12 protein-coding genes are annotated in these 16,552 nt (G+C 63.0%); 3 read left to right on the top strand and 9 right to left on the bottom strand.

What is annotated here, in order from left to right:
* The 7 genes from hpaH to FEM54_RS07140 all read right to left on the bottom strand — a co-directional run.
* Nucleotides 1–776: 2-oxo-hept-4-ene-1,7-dioate hydratase (hpaH, locus tag FEM54_RS07170; RefSeq protein ID WP_138450189.1), on the bottom strand; the 776-nt coding region annotated here is incomplete at its 3' end.
* Between the two features lie 11 nt (nt 777–787).
* Nucleotides 788–2,092: an MFS transporter gene (locus tag FEM54_RS07165; RefSeq protein WP_138450187.1), complete on the bottom strand. Its 1,305-nt coding sequence runs from the start codon at nt 2,090–2,092 to the stop codon at nt 788–790.
* Between the two features lie 46 nt (nt 2,093–2,138).
* Nucleotides 2,139–2,531 (bottom strand): 5-carboxymethyl-2-hydroxymuconate Delta-isomerase, encoded by a 393-nt coding sequence (locus FEM54_RS07160; RefSeq protein WP_138450186.1) that lies wholly within the window; start codon nt 2,529–2,531, stop codon nt 2,139–2,141.
* A gap of 16 nt (nt 2,532–2,547) precedes the next feature.
* Nucleotides 2,548–3,405 carry a 3,4-dihydroxyphenylacetate 2,3-dioxygenase gene (hpaD, locus tag FEM54_RS07155; protein ID WP_138450184.1) on the bottom strand — a complete coding sequence of 286 codons (858 nt, stop codon included), beginning with the start codon at nt 3,403–3,405 and terminating at the stop codon, nt 2,548–2,550.
* 69 nt (nt 3,406–3,474) lie between these two features.
* On the bottom strand, nt 3,475–4,935 hold the full coding sequence (gene hpaE / locus FEM54_RS07150; protein ID WP_138450182.1) for a 5-carboxymethyl-2-hydroxymuconate semialdehyde dehydrogenase: 1,461 nt from the start codon (nt 4,933–4,935) through the stop codon (nt 3,475–3,477).
* A 5-nt stretch (nt 4,936–4,940) separates the two neighbouring features.
* A complete protein-coding gene (locus FEM54_RS07145; RefSeq protein ID WP_138450180.1) occupies nt 4,941–5,711 on the bottom strand; it encodes a fumarylacetoacetate hydrolase family protein in 771 nt (256 codons plus the stop codon).
* Entirely contained in the window at nt 5,708–6,373 is a 666-nt protein-coding gene (locus tag FEM54_RS07140; protein WP_138450178.1) for a fumarylacetoacetate hydrolase family protein, read from the bottom strand. The genes FEM54_RS07145 and FEM54_RS07140 overlap by 4 nt, the downstream gene beginning before the upstream one ends.
* Before the next feature lie 128 nt (nt 6,374–6,501).
* On the opposite strand from FEM54_RS07140, the gene hpaA reads away from it, so the two are divergent.
* Nucleotides 6,502–7,362: a 4-hydroxyphenylacetate catabolism regulatory protein HpaA gene (gene hpaA, locus FEM54_RS07135; protein ID WP_138450176.1), complete on the top strand. Its 861-nt coding sequence runs from the start codon at nt 6,502–6,504 to the stop codon at nt 7,360–7,362.
* Here the strand turns inward: hpaA and adeC are convergent.
* Entirely contained in the window at nt 7,289–8,758 is a 1,470-nt protein-coding gene (adeC, locus tag FEM54_RS07130) for an AdeC/AdeK/OprM family multidrug efflux complex outer membrane factor (protein ID WP_138450174.1), read from the bottom strand. The two genes, hpaA and adeC, sit on opposite strands and share 74 nt — an antisense overlap.
* Nucleotides 8,758–9,552 carry a helix-turn-helix transcriptional regulator gene (locus FEM54_RS07125; protein WP_026013880.1) on the bottom strand — a complete coding sequence of 265 codons (795 nt, stop codon included), beginning with the start codon at nt 9,550–9,552 and terminating at the stop codon, nt 8,758–8,760. The genes adeC and FEM54_RS07125 overlap by 1 nt, the downstream gene beginning before the upstream one ends.
* A gap of 504 nt (nt 9,553–10,056) precedes the next feature.
* Between FEM54_RS07125 and FEM54_RS07120 the strand changes: the two genes are divergently transcribed.
* Both FEM54_RS07120 and FEM54_RS34290 read left to right on the top strand, forming a co-directional pair.
* Nucleotides 10,057–16,314 (top strand): non-ribosomal peptide synthetase, encoded by a 6,258-nt coding sequence (locus tag FEM54_RS07120; protein WP_138450172.1) that lies wholly within the window; start codon nt 10,057–10,059, stop codon nt 16,312–16,314.
* 16 nt (nt 16,315–16,330) lie between these two features.
* A partial coding sequence (locus FEM54_RS34290) for a hypothetical protein (RefSeq protein ID WP_205894396.1) occupies nt 16,331–16,552 on the top strand: 222 nt, incomplete at its 3' end.

Raw genomic sequence — 16,552 nt, 5'->3', positions numbered from 1 at the left:
AGCATGTCGTAGTCGACATGGAAGGTATCGCCAGGGCGGGCCGCCACCGGGCGGGTGAATGAGCCACCGAGGATCACTTGCCCGGGCAGTAGCGTGACGTCGTACGCGGCCAGCTTGTTGGCCAGCCAGGCCACGCCCTTGGCCGGGTGGTTGAGCACCGCCGCTGACACGCCGGACTCTTCGATCACGCCATTGCGGTACAGCACCGCCGGCACCTTGCGCAGGTCGATCTCGGTGGGCCGCACGGCGCGGCCGCCCAGCACCACACCGGCATTCGCGGCATTGTCGGAGATAGTGTCGAAGACCTTGCGGGTAGCGTTGGTCTGCGGGTCGACCTGTTGGATGCGCGCGTCGATGATCTCCAGCGCCGGGATCACCCACTCGGTGGCGTCGAGCACATCGAACACCGTGCAGTTCGGGCCTTTGAGCGGTTTACCGAGAATGAAGGCCAGTTCCACTTCCACCCGTGGCACGATGAAACGCTCGAACGGAATGTCGCTGCCTTCGTCGAAAAACATGTCATCGAGCAGCGCGCCAAAATCGGGCTCGGTGATGTTCGACGAGACCTGCATGGCCCGCGAAGTCAGGCCGATCTTGTGGCCTTTCAAGCGGCGCCCGTCCTGGATCTTTTGCGCCACCCAGGCGCGCTGGATGGCGTAGGCGTCTTCAATGGTGATGCCGGGGTAGTCGAGGGAAAACTGGCGCACCTGTTCGCGGCTGCGTTCGGCGCGGTCCAGGTGGGCGGCGGCGGCGAGGATTTGCTGGGAGTCGAGCATGGCAACGGTCTCTAGTGTGGGTTGACGATGGCGGCGTGGGTGCGCAGCACCAGCAGGCCGCCGAGGGCGATAAACAGGGCGAGTACGTAAAGCGCCAGGCTGGCGCTCTGGGTCGCGTCGCGCATCCAGCCGATCAGGTACGGCGCGAGGAACGCGGCGATGCTGCCGAACGAACTGATCATGGCGATGCCGGCAGCTTGGGTGGTGGTCGAGAGGAACGCCGGCGGCAGCTGCCAGAACATCGGCAAGGCGGCACTGGCGCCCATGCCGGCGACCACCAGCCCGCCCATCACCAGCAGCGGGTTGCCCGGCGCCAGGCCCGCCACGGCGATGCCGACGGCGGCCATCTGCAGTGGCACACACAGGTGCCACCGGCGTTCGCGATGGCGGTCGGATGAGCGCCCGCAACCGATCATGAAGAAGCAGCCGGCCAGGTAGGGTACGGCGCTGAGCAGACCGACCTGGCTGTCGCGGCCGATGCCGGCGCCGTGGATCAGCGTGGGCATCCAGAAGGCGAGGGTGTTGACCGCCAACATCACCGCAAAGTACACCGCCACCAGCAGCCACACTTGCGGGTCACGCAGGATGCCGCCGAATGAAGTGATGGTCTTGCGCTGTTCCTCGCTGCTGAGTTGGGTGCGCAGTTGCTGCTTTTGCGCGTCCGTCAGCCAGCTCACTGAATCAAAACCATCCGGCAACCACTTGAGCACCACCAGACCGAGCAGCACCACCGGCGCGCCTTCGATCAGGAACATCCACTGCCAGCCGCGCAGGCTGCCGACATCATGGAAGTTTTCCAGGATCGCGCCGGAAATCGGCCCGCCCAGCACGCCGGCCATCGGCACCGCAATCGCGAACAGTGCGGTGACCTGGGCGCGGCGGCGTGCCGGGTACCAACGGTTGAGAAACACCAGAATGCCGGGGAAAAAACCGGCCTCGGCCACCCCCAGCAGAAAGCGCAACACGTAGAAACCACGCGCACTTTCGACCCACAACATGCCGGTGGACAACAGGCCCCACACCACCATCAGGCTGGCTATCCAACGCCTCGGCCCGACCCGGTCCAGGGCCATATTGCTTGGCACGCCAAACAGCGCGTAGGCGATAAAAAACAGCCCGGCGCCGAAGCCGTAGACCGTGTCGCTGAAGTGCAGGTCGCTGCTCATCTGCATTTTGGCAAAACCGATGTTGATGCGGTCCAGATGGGCGAACAGGTAACACACCAGCAACAGTGGCATTAGCCGCCAGGTGACTAAACGATGGGTGCGGTCGTGCTCAGCCAGCACGTGGCTGGCAGTGGAATTGGCTGTGCTCATGGTGTTGTACTTTTTGTTTGAGTGGCCGTGAGAGGGGCGGCGGGGCTTAGCCCGTCGGGTTGTTCAGGAACGCATGCACATTGTTCTGCTTGAAATTGAGCTGCGGGTGCAGCTCGACCATCTCGAATGACAGCGCCAGCAAGCGTTGCGCTTGCAACGGGGCAAAGTGTGCGGTGATCACCGCGAACAGCGCTTCGGCCACCGCCTGGCGGGTGGCAAGGTCGCGGCCATGGCCGACTTTTAGGGTCATGTGTACAAAGGCGTAGTCGTGCTTGCCGTCAGCCATGCGCCAGCTGTCCAGGCGCACGCCACGGCTGCGAATGCCGCCGAGTGGGAACACGCCAGTGTCGCCCAGCACGTGATGGACTTTTTCAAACAGGCTGGGCAGATCGGCCTGTTGCTCAATGTTGTCGGTGTACTCGGCGATAAAATGCGGCATGGTTTTTCTCCCAGGTTTACAGCGGGAAAATCGCGTTGATCTGGCCGGTGCCCGAACTGCCGAACGGCGGCGTGATGATCTCGGCAGGCTTGGCATAGTCCGGCCCCCCGAGCAGGCCCAGGAGCATGGCGGTGTCGTGCATCTTGCCTTCGCCAAAGCAGTGTTCGGCGTAGTCGGGCAGCATCGCGCAGAACTCCTCGAAGCGGCCTTGCTTCCACATCTCCACTACGTGCAGGTCCACTTGCTTGTCGAACTCACGGGTCCAGTTATGGATATTCGCCTCGGCCTGGCGGTCATCCGAAAAGCGGTGGGACAGTGAACCGGAAGCCAGCACCAGTACCTTGCGATCACTCTTTTCGATAGCCCGGCGCACAGCGGCGCCAAACGCGAAACTGTCCTCCAGGCGATGCCAGGCGCACCAGGCCGCGATGGAGATGACCTTGAATTTCTCATCCTCCGGCACGCCCATGTGCATGTAGCGCATGGGCACCAGGGTGCCGTATTCCAGCTCCAGGCTCGGGATGTTATGGGCCATGCTGCGCACGCCGGCGAGGTTGGCTTCAGCGGCAATCAGCTCACCCAATTGCGGGTCGCCTGGGTAGGCGTACTCCATGTTCTTGATAAAGTGCGGCAGCTCGTTGCTGGTGTAGGTGCCCTGGAACTGCGCGCCACAGTTGACGTGATAGCCGCTGTTGACCAGCCAGTGCACGTCGAACACCACGGCGGTGTCGGCGCCCAGCTCGCGGGCGCGCCGACCGATTTCCTTGTGGCCGGCGATCGCCGCTTCGCGACAGCCGTGATGTTTGCCGGGCAACTCCGACAGGTACATCGACGGTACGTGGCAGATCTTCGCTGCCAGAACCACTTCGCCCATGATCATTCTCCTGAGTACTTATTCTTGTAATACCAGTGAGGCCCCTTTGGGAGCTGGCTTGCTCTGGTGCTACACACCCCAACGCGGGATGTGATGGCTGCCCATGGAAATGCACACGTTCTTGATCTCGGCAAACACTTCAAAGCTGTACTGGCCGCCTTCGCGCCCGGTACCGGAGCCTTTGACGCCGCCGAACGGCTGACGCAGGTCGCGCACGTTCTGGCTGTTGATAAATACCATGCCGGCTTCAATTCCGCGCGCCAGGCGATGGGCCTTGCCGATGTCCTGGGTCCAGATATACGAGGCCAGGCCGTACTCGGTGTCGTTGGCCAGTTGCAGCGCCTCGGCCTCGTCCTTGAATGGAATCAGGCACACCACCGGGCCGAAGATTTCTTCCTGGGCGATGCGCATCTTGTTGTTCACATCGGCAAATACGGTCGGCTGGATAAACTGGCCTTTGCTCAAATGCGCGGGCAGATTGGCCGGGCGTTCCAGGCCACCGGCGAGCAAGGTGGCGCCTTCTTCCAGGCCAATCTTGATGTAGCCGGTGACCTTGTCGTAGTGCGCCTGGGTGATCATCGAGCCGACCTGGGTTTTCGGGTCTTGCGGGTCGCCGACGATCAAGCGTTTTGCGCGTGCGGCAAACTCGGCGACAAACTGCGGGTAGACACTCTCCTGGATAAAGACCCGGCTGCCGGCGGTGCAGCGTTCGCCGTTCAGCGAAAAGATCGTGAACAGCGCGGCATCCAGGGCGCGTTCAAGGTCGGCGTCTTCAAAGATCAGCACCGGCGACTTGCCGCCCAGTTCCATCGAGTACTTTTTCAGCCCGGCGGTTTGCATGATCTTCTTGCCGGTGGCGGTGCCGCCCGTGAAGGAGATAGCGCGCACGTCCGGGTGGCGCACCAGTGCATCACCGGCGGTGGCGCCGTAGCCCTGGATTACGTTGAGCACGCCGTTGGGAATTCCGGCTTCCACCGCCAGGCGCCCGAGTTCATTGGCGGTCAGCGGCGACAGCTCGGACATCTTCAGCACTGCTGTGTTACCCAGCGCCAGGCACGGCGCGGTCTTCCAGGTGGCGGTCATGAACGGCACGTTCCAGGGCGACACCAACCCGCACACGCCCACCGGCTGGTAGAGGGTGTAGTTGAGCATCTGATCGTCCACCGGGTAGCTGTGGCCGTCCATGCGCGTGCAGACTTCGGCGAAGAAATCAAAGTTGTGCGATGCGCGGGGGATCAGCACGTTCTTGGTCTGGTGGATCGGCAAGCCGGTATCGAGGGTTTCCAGCTCGGCCAGGCGCGGCACGTTCTGCTCGATCAACTCACCCAGTTTGCGCATCAGCCGGGCGCGTTCTTTGGCCGGGGTGTTGGCCCATTTCGGGAAGGCTTCTTTGGCGGCTGCAACGGCCTGCGCAACTTCCTCGGCGCCGCCGCTGGCGACTTCGCCAATGGCTTCGCCGGTGGCCGGGTTGTAGTTGATGAAGGTGTCTTTGCTTTCGACCTCACGGCCGTTGATCCAGTGTTTGATCATGCTGCTCACGCCTCTTTACGGGCGGAGAAAAACTCCGCTTCGCTGACAATTCGGTTGACCAGGCGACCTACGCCTTCGACTTCCACCACCACTTCATCGCCCGGCACCACATCGGCCAGGCCTTCGGGCGTGCCGGTGGCGATCATGTCGCCGGGTTGCAGGGTCATGAAGCTGGAGAGGTACTCGATCAGGTAGGGGATATCGAAAATCATGTCGCGGGTGCTGCCTTCCTGACGCAGTTCACCGTTGATCCAGGTGCGCAGGGTCAGGTTGCTCGGGTCGGGCACGTCCGCGACATCGACGATCCACGGGCCGACCGGGGTGGTGGCGTCACGGTTTTTCACGCGCAGGTTGGGGCGGTAGTAGTTTTCCAGGTAGTCGCGGACCGCATAGTCGTTGCACACCGTGTAACCGGCCAGGTAGTCCAGGGCATCCGCGCGCTTGACGTTGCGCGCGGTCTTGCCGATGACCGCCACCAGCTCGCACTCGTAGTGCATGTAGGCAACGTTATCCGGGCGCCAAGTGACTTGGCGATGGCCGGTGTAGGTGCCCACCGACTTGATAAATGCCAGCGGTTCGGTGGGCGGTGTGAAGGCCAGCTCGGCAGCGTGGTCGGCATAGTTCAGGCCCAGGGCGAACATGCTGCCGGTGGCCGGTGGCAGCCATTGCACCTGTTGTTCGGCGAGCAGGCGGCCGTCGTTGAGGCGCACGCTGCAATCAGCCTCTACCTGTACGTGATGGGTTTCGCCTTCAAAACGGATACGAGCGTGTTTCATGCGTGTGCCTCCGCCTGCACGGTGTTGGCCAGGCGACCGATACCGTTGATTTCAACCTCAACCTGGTCCCCAGGCTGCACATCCACGCGGCCCTCCGGTGTGCCGGTGATCAGCACATCGCCGGGGTATAGGGTCATGAACTCGCTGATCTCGGCGATCAATTGCGGGATGTCGCGCACCCAATGGGTCGTCGAGTTTTCCTGGCGCAGTTCGCCGTTGACGAACAACTTGAGGCTCAGTTGGTTAGGGTTTGCAACTTGATCACGCGGGATCAGCTCGGCGCTTAACGCGCAAAACCCGTCACGGCATTTGGCTTTGACGGCGGGGCGGTAGTAGCTGTCTTCCGGCAGGCTGAATTCATTGACCACCACATAACCGGCCACATGCGCCATGGCGTTTTCCAGGCTGACGCGGCTGGTGCGCTGGCCGATCACCACGCCCAGCGCCGGCCCCGGTTGCAGGCGTTCGCCCGCGGGATGCAGCACTACACCGCCGTGCTTGTTGCGTGTGTTGGGGGTCTTGATAAACAGCACCGGCTTGGCAGGCGGCTTCTGGTAGGGCGCCTGCTGGAAGGCGGCGAGATGCTGGTCCAGCAGACCCTGGTAGTTCAGCGCAACGCCGAACAAGGTGCCGCTGGCAACATCATGCAGGGTACGGCTCATGCGTTTCTCCTGGCGGTGGCGACTGCTGCATAAGCAGTTCGTTAATGTGTTAACGTTATAATTAATATGTTAACTACCGTCAAGCGTGGCAAAATCCGGCGGGATCAAAACAATAAGAAGAGTGTTCTGTGAAACCGATTCCGAACATCAACATCGGGCAGGTCTACGACCAGCGTTACAGCGATGCCGAGGTGCATTACGACAAGCTCGGCAACCTGGCGGGGTTTTTCGGGCGCAATATGCCCGTGCATCGGCATGACCGGTTTTTCCAGGTGCATTTCGTCAAGAGTGGCGCGGTGCGGGTGTACCTGGATGACCGCCAGTTCGTGGAGTCGGGGCCGATGTTTTTCCTCACTCCGCCCACAGTGCCCCATGCGTTTGTTACGGAGCCGGATGCCGACGGGCATGTGCTGACCGTGCGTCAGCAACTGGTGTGGGCGTTGATCGACGCCGACCCCAGCCTTGCATCGGGCGCCGCCTGCGTGGCGCTGACCGCCGATGCCGAAGGGCTGGATCAACTCTTCGGGGAACTCAGCAGCGAGATCAACGCGCAAAGGGCAGGGCGCGCCGCCGCATTGGAGAGCCTTACCCGCCTGATCATGATTCGCCTGCTGCGTCTGTGCGCCAACAGCCTGCCGGCCCGCCCGACACGGCATGAAGACCTGCGCATTTTCCATCGTTTCAACGAACTTATCGAAGCCCACTACCTGGAACACTGGCCGCTGGCGCGTTACGCCGAGGGGATTGGCGTGACCGAAGCGCGGCTCAATGAGGTGTGCCGACGCCTGGCCGACCTGCCGTCCAAGCGCCTGATCCTGGAGCGGCTGATGCAGGAAGCCAAGCGTCTGCTGCTGTTTACCGGCAGCTCCGCGAATGAAATCTGCTACCAGCTGGGGTTCAAGGACCCGGCGTATTTCAGCCGGTTTTTCCTTCGTTATGCGCAGGTGACACCGGGGGAATATCGGCTGCGGCAGTCGGGCTTGGGTTGACGCTCCAGGCGCCGCCCAGAGCCGTGTACAGGTTCACCTCCGCGACCAGTTGCGCCAGCCGATCGACAATCAGCGCCTGCTGCGAACTGAACAAGGAACGCTGCGCATCGAGGAACGTCAGGTTGCTGTCCACACCGCTGCGGTAGCGGTGCTGGGCCAGGTCGTAATAGGCCTGGTTGGCGGCGACGAAATCCCGTTGCGCGTCCAACTGGTCGTTAAAGGTTTGCCGGGCGGCGAGGCCGTCGGCGACTTCCTGAAACGCCGTTTGAATGGATTTTTCGTACTGCGCCACCGTAATGTCTTTCTGCAGTTTGGCGTAGTCGAGGCTGGCGCGCAGGCTGCCGGCGTTGAAGATCGGCAGGTTGATTTGCGGCTGGAAGGTCCAGGTGCCCGCGCCGCCCTTGAACAGCCCCGACAGCTCCTTGCTGGTGCTGCCGGCGTTGGCGGTGAGCGTCACCGACGGAAAAAATGCTGCCCGCGCCGCGCCGATATTGGCGTTGGCGGCTTGCAGTTGGTATTCGGCCTGGAGGATATCCGGGCGCCGTTGCAGCAGGTCGGAGGGCAAGCCTGCGGGCAGGCGCGCCACCAGGTCATCAGCGAGCGGGCGCGACGGCAGGTTTTCATCCACCGGGCCGCCCACCAGCAGGGCCAGGTTGTTGACATCCTGGGCGACCTGGCGCTCATAGCGGGCCACGCTGGCGCGGGTGCTTTCTACTGCCGTGCGGGCTTGCACCACATCCAGTGCCGAGGCCTTGCCCGCGGTTTTGCTGCGGCTGGTGAGCTGCCAGCTGTGGTCGTTGGCGGTCAGGGTTTGCTGCGCCAGGGTCAGCAGCTCCTGGTCGGCGCGCCAGGTCAGGTAGGCATTGGCGACGTTGGCCACCAGGCTCAGTTGCGCGCTGCGCCGCGCCTCTTCGGTGCCCAGATACGTGAGCATCGCCTGCTCGCTGAGGCTGCGCACCCGTCCGAACAGATCCAGCTCATAGGCACTCAGGCCCAGGGTGGCCGAATAGTTGGAAGTGATCGCCGACTTGCCGGTGCCGGTCAGATCGCCCGGTACTTTCTGGCGTTTGCCGGCGCCGCTGGCCGATATCGCCGGGAACAGGTCCGCTCGCTGGATGCGGTACTGCGCCTGAAACGCCTGCACATTCAGCGCCGCTACCCGCAGGTCGCGGTTATTGGCCAGTGCTGCGCCAATCAGCTGTTGCAGCGCCGGGTCGTGGAACAACTGCTGCCAGCCCGGCTCGACCGCTACAGTGCCGGCTTGCGCCAGGCTGTAGACCCCGCCTTGTGGGTACTGCGCCGGCACCGGCGCAGCGGGCCGCTGATACTCGGGGATCAGCGAGCAACCGCCGAGCACCCAGGCCATGCCAACGGTGGTGAGGGTGAATTTTTTCATCAGGCGCCAACCATCCATTTGGCCAGGCCATGGCGCCCGCTGACGCCCAGTTTGGCGGCGGCACGCTTGAGGTAGGTTTCGATCGAGCTGTTTTTCACGCTGAGTTTTTCCGCCATTTGCGGCACGGTGCCGCCGGTCAACAGGCCCAGGCACACCTCCTGCTCACGCGCCGACAGGGTGATATCGCTGAGGGACAGGCGCTTGTAGAACTCGCGCTGCAACTGTGACTGTTCCAGCTGGCTGTGGGCTGGTTCGGCCTGGCTGTGAGGGGCCTGGCGCAAAATCCGCGCATGCCGTTCCATCAACGGCAACAGGGTGTCCGACAAGCACTTGAGAAACGACAGTTCTGCCAGGGAAAAGCCTTGTTGGGTCGGCGGGCGGTAGAACGAAATCACGCAGCGTCGGTTGCCCTGGCGCGAGACCAGGTTGCACTGGTGCGAGGTGCCGCGTGGGTGTGCGCTGTTGGCCTTGGCCTTCATCTGGATCAGCAACGGGTCTTGCATGCGCAGCATTTCCCGTAGCAGCGGGTGGTCGTTCAACGCATGTACGGGCTGGGGCGCCAGCAGGTGTTTTTTCAACCCGGCGCTGCCCAGCAGCTGAATATCGATCGCGCTGTCACGCAGTTCGTCGAGGGTCCATTCACTCAGGTCGACCAAGTGAATCGGCACCCATTTATCCACCAGATGCAGCATGTTGGCGGCGAAATTTTCCTGGCCGCTGTTTGAAATCAATTCACCCATTTCGGCGTAGAACTGCGGGCTGTGGGCGCCGCCAATACTAGAAGTCAGACTCATAGCCATCTCATCCTTGATGTCGAAAACCGTCAACGGGTGCCCTGGGTCTGTGTGGGGCGGCCCGTACTCCTTGAACGTGACTCTTCTTCAGCGTCATTCGGCGTTCGAGATTTTATTTAGCCATAGCGATTTGTCCTACGTATGTAGCGGAAACGAGGGACACAAGCTGCCATAAAAACTACGTCATTAATTCGACGTTTCAGACGGAGAATTCCGCCAACGAAAAACCATGGCTAAAAATTAGAGCTGATTAACCAATTGATATTTATAGTAAAAATAAGTAATTGGGGCGTGTTGAGAAAAACTGACTGCGGCCATGTGTAGTCAATTTCCTACAGCGCTTTAATCGTTTCAGCAGTCAACCATCAGCCAAGCCCGTTTCCATCCATATGAATGTCCGGGTTTCGGGTGACAGACACCTTCGGGTCGCCATGCTCAAATCCGGCAATTTTGGCGAAATGGGCCCGTGTGCGGCCGTGCCGGACTCCTATTGAGAAGGATCTTATGAAGCATTCCCCAAGCTTCCCCCTGACTGCCGCCCAGCAGGACATCTGGCTCGACCAACTGCGAGCAGGCGACTCGCCGCTGTACAACATTGGCGGCTATATGGATTTCGCCGGCCCCTTGGTGCCGGAACTGATCCAGCGCGCCGCCGAGCTGCTGGTGGCCAAGCACGATGCCTTGCGCACCCAGTTGCACACCGATACCGACGGCTTGCCTCGACAGACCTTCGACGCTGCGCTGACGGTGCAGGTACAACGGCACGACTTCTGCGCGCTGCAAGACCCGCAGGCCGCGAGCCAGGCGCTGATGCAAGCGCAAATGGCCCGGCCCTATGCGATGAGTGGTGAACCGTTATTGCGGTTTGTCCTGGTCAAGCTCGATGACGACCACTACCGCCTCGGCATCCAGGCCCATCACCTGATTCTCGATGGCTGGGGCTTTGGCCAGGTGCTGCAATCCCTGGCCCGGCTGTACACCGACCTTGAACAGGGGCGGCAACCGGAGCCGTACGCCCCGTCCTATATCGACTTTATCGACACGGACCTGCGTTACCAGGCATCGGCCCGTTACGCCCGTGACCGCGCGTACTGGCTGGACAAATACCAGGTGCTGCCCGAGCCGTTGCTGACGCCGCGCCACAATGCCCCGGCGTCGAGCAACACCTGGGTGGAGCCGTTCCCGGTGGCGCTGCTCAACCGCATGGAGCAAGTCGCCAACCGTTACCAGGCCTCGGCCTTCCATGTGTTGCTGGCGGCGCTGTACGTGTATTTCACCCGCACCAGCCAGCGTGAAGAGTGGGTGGTGGGGCTGCCAATTCTCAACCGTTCCAACGCGCGTTTTCGTTCCACCGTGGGCTTGTTCACCCAGGTCAGTGCAGTGCGTTTCCAGTTCGATGCGCAATTGCCGTTCAGCGCGGTAGTGCGCGGTGTGCGTGACCAGCTCAAGCAGGACTTTCGCCACCAGCGTTTTCCCCTGAGCGAGATGAACCGTGAACTGGGCCTGCGCCGTACCGATCGCGGCCAGTTGTTTGATTTGTCGGTGTCCTTTGAGCAGGACGATCACGACCTGCGCTTCGGCCAGGTCCAGGCCCGCGCGGTCAAGGTATCCAACTACCACGAGCCGCTGCCGATTGCCTTCCACCTGCGCAGCAACCGTTACCAGGACACTGCTTGCCTGCACTGCGTGTACAACGAGGCGTGGTTTCGCGAGGACGAGGTGCAGGCGTTGGCGCAGCGCTTTACCTGGCTGCTGGAGCAGGGGTTGGCAAATACCGCGTTGACGCTGGCTGAGTTTGCCTTGGTGACGCCGGCCGAACAGCTCCGGTTGCAGCAGTGGAATGCCACCGCACAAGCGCCTGCCAGCGCGCAAACCCTGCATCGGCGCATCGAGGCGCAAGCAGCGCGCACGCCTGACGCCATTGCGGTGGTGCATCAGGACCGGCAATTGACCTACGCCCAGCTCGATCAACAGGCCAATGCCCTGGCCCACCAATTGCTCGAACATGGCGTGCAGCCGGATGACCGTGTGGCGATTGTGGCGCGGCGCGGGCTGGACACCGTGGCCGGGTTGCTGGCGATCCTCAAGGCCGGCGCCTGCTACGTACCGGTGGACCCGGCTCACCCGGCCGAGCGCCTGAGCTACCTGCTGCACGACAGTTCCCCGGTGGCGGTGCTGGCCCAGCACAACGTGCTGGCGCGCCTGCCGATGCTCGACGTGCCGATAATCCGTTTGGACCTGCCGACCCACGGCCGCAGCGACAGCCCACCGGTGGCGGTCACGCCGTCGAACCTGGCGTATGTGATCTACACCTCAGGCTCCACCGGTTTGCCCAAAGGCGTGATGGTCGAGCACCACACCGTGTCGAACCTGGTGGACTGGCACTGCCGCGCCTTCAACCTGCACGCGGGCAGCCAGACGGCCAGCGTGGCCGGCTTCGGTTTTGACGCAATGGCCTGGGAAGTGTGGCCGGCGTTGTGCGTGGGCGCGACCTTGCACTTGCCGCCGGCACAGGACGACGCCCAGGACATTGATGCGCTGCTCAACTGGTGGCGTGCGCAGCCGTTGGACGTGTGCTTTTTGCCGACGCCGGTGGCCGAGTACGCCTTCAGCCAGCGCCTGCAACACCCGACCCTGCGCACCCTGCTGATCGGCGGCGACCGCCTGCGCAGTTTCAGCCGCGCACAAACCTTCGACGTGATCAACAACTACGGCCCCACTGAAGCCACGGTGGTCGCCACCTCCGGGCGCGTCGAGGCGGGCCATGCGCTGCACATCGGCGCGCCGATCGACAATGCCACGGTGTACGTGCTGGATGAACAGCGGCGCCCGGTGCCGATTGGCGTGGCGGGGGAGCTGTATATCGGCGGCAAGGGTGTGGCGCGGGGTTACCTGAACCAGCCTGAACTGAGCGCCGAGCGCTTTGTGGATGACCCGTTCACCGCGGGCCGGATGTACCGCACCGGTGATCTGGTGCGCTGGCTGCCCGACGGCAACCTTGAGTACCTGGGCCGCAATGACGACCAGGTGAAAATCCGTGGCGTGCGCATCGAACTGGGGGAAATCGAGTCCGCGCTGGCCAGCCATCCGGCGGTCCAGGAAGCCGTGGTGCAGTGTCGCGAAGGCCAACTGCTGGCCTGGTTTGTGGCCCGGCACAACGTCGAAATCGAAGCGTTGCGCGCCCATTTGCAAGCCTCGCTGCCCGATTACATGCTGCCGGCGGCCTATGTGCAGTTGGAGGCGATGCCGCTGACCGCCAACGGCAAGCTCGACCGCAAGGCGCTTCCTGCGCCCACCCAGCAAGCCTTTGTCACGCGCCAGTTCGAAGCACCGTACGAAGGCGCGGAAACCCTTCTGGCGCAGATCTGGGCTGAGCTATTGCAGGTGCAGCAAGTGGGGCGCCATGACCATTTCTTTGAACTGGGCGGCCATTCGCTGTTGGCGGTGCAGTTGGTGCAGCGCATGCGCCAGGCCGGCTTGCATGCCGATGTGCAGGTGTTGTTCGGCCAGCCGACGCTCGCCGCGCTGGCGGCGGTAAGTGGCGGCAGTGAGGTACAGGTGCCGGGCAATCGTATTGCGCCAGGTTGCAGCCACATCACCCCGGACATGCTCGCACTGGCCGAACTCGACCAGCCGAGCCTGGATCGTATCGTCGCCGGCATCCCCGGTGGGGCTGCCAATGTGCAGGAAATCTACCCGCTGGCGCCGTTGCAGGAGGGCTTGCTGTACCACCACCTCACGGACGCGCGCGATCCCTATCAGCAACATGCACTGTTCAGTTTTGCCCGTCGCGACCAGTTGGAGGCGTTTGCCCAAGCGTTGCAGCAGGTGATCAACCGTCACGATATTCTGCGCACCAGCCTGGTATGGGATGCGCTGGAACAACCGATGCAAGTGGTGTGGCGCCAGGCGCAGTTGCGCGTCGAGCCGCTGCACGATCAGCACGCACCGCTGGATCTGCGCCAGGCGCCGTTGATGGCGCTGGATTACGCCGAGGAGCCGCACAACCAGCGCTGGGTCGCCAAGTTGCGCTTCCATCACCTGGTCAATGACGCCACTTCGACCACCGTGCTGGTGGATGAAATTCGCGCCCACTTGCTGGGCCAGCAGGCGCAATTGCCGGAACCGGTGCCTTACCGCAACGTGGTCGCGCAGGCCCGCTCGGCAGCGCGCCAGGCGGCCCATGAGGCGTTCTTTCGCGAGCGCCTGGCCGACGTTGACGAGCCGACCCTGGCGTTCGGCTTGCAGGAGCGCCAGGCCAATCGCGCCGACATCGAAGCGGCCGAACGGCCCCTGGCAGACGCCCTCAACCTGCGCCTGCGCGCTCTAGCGCGAGCGCTTGGGGTGAGTGCCGCGAGCCTGTTTCACCTGGCCTGGGCCCAGGTACTCAGCCGGGTCGCGGGCCGCGATGATGTGGTGTTCGGTACCGTGTTGCTCGGCCGTTTGCAAGCCGGCGAGGGCGCCGACCGTGCCTTGGGCATGTTTATCAACACCTTGCCGCTGCGCGTGCGCCTGGCCGGGCAAAGCGTGGTCGCTGCGCTGGCAGACACCCATGCGCAACTGAGCGCGCTGGTCGCCCATGAACAGGCATCGCTGGCCCTGGCCCAGCGTTGCAGCGGTGCATCGCCGCTGTTCAACAGCCTGCTCAACTATCGGCACACGGCGGCGGACAGGGACCTGAACCTGGTGCCGGGCATTGCGCTGCTCAGCAGCGAAGACATCCTCAGCTACCCGCTGATGCTGACGGTCGACGACGTCGCCAGCGGCTTTCGCCTCACGGCCAAGGCGCCGCGCAAGGTCGGTGCCGAGCGCTTGCTGGATTATATCGAGACGGTGTTGTGCGGCCTGGCGGAAGCCCTTGAACACGCGCCGACCACACCCCTGCGCGAGGTACAGGTGCTGCCGGCCAGCGAACTGAAAACGCAGTTGCTGGACTTCAATGCGACCCACACCGACTACCCCGAAACCCTCACCGTCCAAGCCCTGTTCGAAGCCCATGCGCGGCAGATTCCCAATGCCATTGCGGTGCAGGCCGGCGAACGGCAGTTGACCTACCGCGAACTCAACGAGCGTGCCAACCAGTTGGCGTTTTACCTGCGTGAGCGTGGCGTCCGGCCGGATTCGCGTGTGGCCCTGTGCGTCGAGCGCGGGCTGGAGTTGGTCGTGGGTTTGTTGGCAATCCTCAAGGCGGGTGGCGCCTATGTGCCGCTGGACCCTGGCTACCCGCGCGAACGCCTGGCCTACATGCTCAGCGACAGTCAGCCCGTCGCGTTACTGGTGCACGCGGCCACCCGTGACTTGCCCGGCGAGGTGTCGATGCCGGTAATCGACTTCGACCGCTGCGCCTGGAGCCAGGCGCCTATCGGCAACCCGTTGGTGCCCGGTTTGAGCGTCGCCAACCTGGCCTACGTGATGTACACCTCCGGTTCCACCGGCACGCCCAAAGGCGTGATGATCGAGCATCGGGGCTTAAGCAACCTGATGCACTGGGGCTCCCGGTTGTGCCCGAATGCCCGGGGCGGCGCCTTGTTGCAACGTGCGCCGTTCAGCTTCGATGGCTCGGTGTGGGAGCTGTTCTGGCCGCTGACCAATGGCATGCGCCTGGTGCTCGCACGGCCCGATGGGCACCGTGAACCGGCGTACCTGGCCCAGGTGATCCGCGAGCAACAGATCAGCGTGATCAAGTTCGTGCCGGCGATGTTGCAGCAGTTTCTGGAACTGGAAGAGTCCGCGCTGTGCACCAGCCTCACCGACGTGCTCTGCGGTGGCGGTGAGCTCACTGAAGCCCTGGCCCGAGGCGTGCAGGCACGCTTGCCCAACGTGCGCTTGCATAACGTCTACGGCCCCACCGAAGCCACGGTGGACAGCAGCGCCTGGACCCTGGAACCCGGCGCCGCCGTGCCGGCCGTGCAACTGCCGATTGGTCGGGCGATCAACAACACCCGCCTGTATGTGCTGGATGAACATGACACGCCGGTGCCCATGGGCGTCAGCGGCCAACTGCATATCGGCGGCGTCGGCGTTGCGCGGGGCTATTTGGGCCTGGAACAGATGACCGCCGAGCGCTTTATCGACAGCCCGTTTGTGGCCGGTGATCGGCTGTATCGCACCGGCGATCTGGTGCGTTACTTGCCCGATGGTAACCTTGAGTTCCTGGGGCGCAATGACTTTCAGGTCAAGCTGCGGGGCGTGCGCCTGGAGCTGGGCGAAATCGAATCGCGCCTGGCCGCGCACCCGGCGCTGCGGGACGTGGCGGTGCTGATTCGTGATGAGCGTTTGGTGGCGTACTTTACCCTGCGCGGGCAAGCGCCAAGCCTGGAAGCCTTGCGTGCGTACGTGTTGGAACAGTTGCCTGAATACATGGTGCCGGCGGCCTTTGTGCAGCTTGATGAATGGCCGCTTAACCCGGCTGGCAAACTCGACCGCAAAGCCTTGCCGGAGCCTGGGTTGGAGGCGGTGGTGAGTCGCGCGTATGAGCCGCCGGTGGGTGAGATGGAAACCCTGATGGCGGGCATCTGGGCCGACGTGTTAAAGCTTGCGCGGGTAGGGCGTCACGACCACTTCTTCGAATTGGGCGGGCACTCGTTGCTGGCGGTGAACCTGGTGGCACGGATGCGCAAGGCTGGGTTGGAAGTGGATGCGCGCACCTTGTTCAGCCAGCCGACGTTGGCGCAATTGGCCGCCTGTACCACCGCTCAGGCACAGCGCGTAGAAGTGCCGCAAACCGCGATCCCCCAACTTAACCGCCGCCGCCGGATCTGAAGCCTGGAGGCGGGCGATGTGGGAGCCGGGCTTGTCGGGTCGCCGCATCGCCGCGATAGCGGTAGTTCAGGCAACGCCTCTGTTGCTGATACGCCGCTATCGCAGCATGGGTATCTACACAACGTTTGAAGGCAGCCAATTTCACCTGTGGCGAGCAGGCTTGTCCTGCGTTGGGCTGCGAAGCAGCCCCAGTAAAGGCACTGCAGTTTTCCTGAAAGAACTCAGCGTCTGGGTTAGG

It is taken from the genome of Pseudomonas edaphica (assembly GCF_005863185.1).
GTDB classification, from domain to species: domain Bacteria; phylum Pseudomonadota; class Gammaproteobacteria; order Pseudomonadales; family Pseudomonadaceae; genus Aquipseudomonas; species Aquipseudomonas edaphica.
This window is presented reverse-complemented; position numbering and strand designations above follow the sequence as displayed.

Coding starts and splice junctions, on each gene's coding strand:
- hpaE (WP_138450182.1), bottom strand. CDS start 4,935: ATGATCAAACACTGGATCAACGGCCGTGAGGTCGAAAGCAAAGACACC.
- FEM54_RS07165 (WP_138450187.1), bottom strand. CDS start 2,092: ATGAGCACAGCCAATTCCACTGCCAGCCACGTGCTGGCTGAGCACGAC.
- FEM54_RS07160 (WP_138450186.1), bottom strand. CDS start 2,531: ATGCCGCATTTTATCGCCGAGTACACCGACAACATTGAGCAACAGGCC.
- FEM54_RS07145 (WP_138450180.1), bottom strand. CDS start 5,711: ATGAAACACGCTCGTATCCGTTTTGAAGGCGAAACCCATCACGTACAG.
- adeC (WP_138450174.1), bottom strand. CDS start 8,758: ATGAAAAAATTCACCCTCACCACCGTTGGCATGGCCTGGGTGCTCGGC.
- FEM54_RS07125 (WP_026013880.1), bottom strand. CDS start 9,552: ATGAGTCTGACTTCTAGTATTGGCGGCGCCCACAGCCCGCAGTTCTAC.
- FEM54_RS07140 (WP_138450178.1), bottom strand. CDS start 6,373: ATGAGCCGTACCCTGCATGATGTTGCCAGCGGCACCTTGTTCGGCGTT.
- hpaD (WP_138450184.1), bottom strand. CDS start 3,405: ATGGGCGAAGTGGTTCTGGCAGCGAAGATCTGCCACGTACCGTCGATG.
- FEM54_RS07120 (WP_138450172.1), top strand. CDS start 10,057: ATGAAGCATTCCCCAAGCTTCCCCCTGACTGCCGCCCAGCAGGACATC.